The organism is uncultured Oscillibacter sp., assembly GCF_910584465.1.
Lineage (GTDB): Bacteria > Bacillota > Clostridia > Oscillospirales > Oscillospiraceae > Oscillibacter.
Genome location: NZ_CAJUBK010000134.1, coordinates 1 through 1,877 on the forward strand (window position 1 = coordinate 1; position 1,877 = coordinate 1,877).

At 62.9% G+C, this 1,877-nt stretch carries 3 protein-coding genes and 1 pseudogene; all 4 read left to right on the forward strand.

Going from position 1 to position 1,877, the window contains the following annotated elements; translation table 11 throughout:
• The first annotated feature begins 221 nt into the window (after nucleotides 1–221).
• Nucleotides 222–563, forward strand: a complete 342-nt coding sequence (locus QZ332_RS13580; protein ID WP_295766416.1) for a hypothetical protein — start codon at nucleotides 222–224, stop codon at nucleotides 561–563.
• Nucleotides 446–970 (forward strand): annotated as a pseudogene (locus QZ332_RS13840) (DNA cytosine methyltransferase); the annotation flags it as partial. The gene QZ332_RS13580 and the pseudogene QZ332_RS13840, both read left to right, overlap by 118 nt.
• Nucleotides 971–1,429: 459 nt before the next feature.
• Nucleotides 1,430–1,636, forward strand: a complete 207-nt coding sequence (locus tag QZ332_RS13845; protein ID WP_367116676.1) for a hypothetical protein — start codon at nucleotides 1,430–1,432, stop codon at nucleotides 1,634–1,636.
• On the forward strand, nucleotides 1,629–1,877 hold a 249-nt coding region (locus QZ332_RS13590), incomplete at its 3' end, for an antirestriction protein ArdA (protein ID WP_367116675.1). The genes QZ332_RS13845 and QZ332_RS13590, both read left to right, overlap by 8 nt.

A 1,877-nucleotide genomic window follows, 5' to 3' on the forward strand; every position in this document is an offset into this window, starting at 1 on the left:
CCGGGGCAGCCTGTCAAGGGCAAAGCCGCCGCTGCGCGGCGGTGCTCCGCACCCTTGACTGGCAGTCCCGGCTGTGCTACTCCCAAGGCGCGACGGGGGATATATCCTCCAGAGCCGCCCCCCTTTCCCCAAGAATGGGGAAAGGGGCGGGGGGAAAAGGGGCTGACCGTCCCCCTCCCAACCATTCCAAACAACATTCCAACTGAACGGAGGTTTTGAACATGAAAATGCCCCTGGCGTATGTCACCGCCGCCTGGAGCGGCGACCCCACGGAGGCGACGGAGCAGGCCGTCCGGTACTGTCGGGCGGTGTACGAGGCGGGCTTTTCCCCCATCTGCCCCACGTTGTACCTCCCCCTGATCCTGAACGACGCTGTGCCGGAGGAGCACAAGAGCAGCATTGATATGAGCCGGGACCTGCTGCGCCGCTCCCGCGTGCTGGTGGTGTGCGGCCACGCTGTCACCGAGGCGGTGAAAAACGACATCGCCGTTGCCCAGCGGTTGAAGATCACGGCCACCACCCTGGAGGGTATTCTGACGGTAAAGGGGCAGGGCCGCTGCTGACCCTGGCGAGCCTCTTTGACGGGATCGGCGTGTTCCCCCTGGCCGCCCGGCGTCAGGGGATCGTCCCCCTGTGGGCCAGCGAGATCGAAAAGGCCCCTATCTCCATTACAAAACGCCACTTCCCGGATATGGAGCACCTGGGGGACATCACCCAGCTCCACGGCGGCGAGGTCCCGCCCGTGGACATCATCACATTCGGGTCCCCCTGTCAAAATCTGTCCACCCAGGGCCGCCGCGAGGGGCTGGGCGGGGCAAAATCCAGCCTGTTCTTCCAGGCGGTCCGTATCATTGAGGAAATGAGGGATGCCACTGGAGGTCAATTTCCAACAATCGTTATTTGGGAAAACGTCATGGGAGCTCTGCTATCAGGAAACCGGCTGGATTTTAGAGCCGTCCTGCAATCTCTCACAAACGCCGAAATTCCAATGCCTGCTTCCGGGCGCTGGGCCAACGCGGGAATGGTGCGAGGCGGAGGCCGTGACGTGTGCTGGCGTCTGCTGGACGCCCAGCATTGGGCAGACCCCCGGCTGGCCCGGCGTCAGCGGGTGTTTGTCGTGGCCGATCTTAGAGGCCGACGTGCCGGAGCGGTCCTGTTTAAGCCCCGCCGCCTGTTCCCGCTACCTGCGCCTTGCGGAGACTTTGGGCTGCCCCCCGCCGGAGCAGATCGAATATCTGCTTCTGAAACAGGGGGGCCGCTACCAGTCGTCCACCCCTTTCAAGGCTACCGTATGCGGGGGGCGGCCAAGGCGGGGGACATCGGGAACTTCCTGGGGAGCTTCGGAAAACCAACTGACCCTTTTCCCACTCTGCTTGCCGGGGGGCTGACAGTGTTTGTCCTGTGGCGGGAGGGCCGGGAGGCGGAGGGGGTGATCACATGGCTGACCCCCACCGAGGGGGAGCGGGCCATGGGCCTGCCCGACGGCTGGACGGCCTACGGCCACGACGGGCGGCCCATCTCCGCCCGCGCCCGTCAAAAGGCCCTGGGAAACTCTATTGCCCTGCCCTGTGCGGAGTACATCATGGCGGGAGTAAAGGAAGAATTGGAGGGAGGGACACGAGATAGCGATACTTGAAGCCTATGTGACGAACCTGGGCAAGTACAACGAGGGCCGGCTTGTGGGCGCTCCATTGAAATTCCCTACCACGACCGAGGCTGTCCAGGACCTTTTGAAACAGATCGGGATAGACGGTATTCGGTATGAGGAAATTTTTATTGCCGATTATGACGGCAGTATGCCCCAGCTCTGCAAGCACCTGGGCGAGTATGAGAGCATTGACGAGCTGAACCATCTGGCCTGCCTGCTGTCGGAGCTG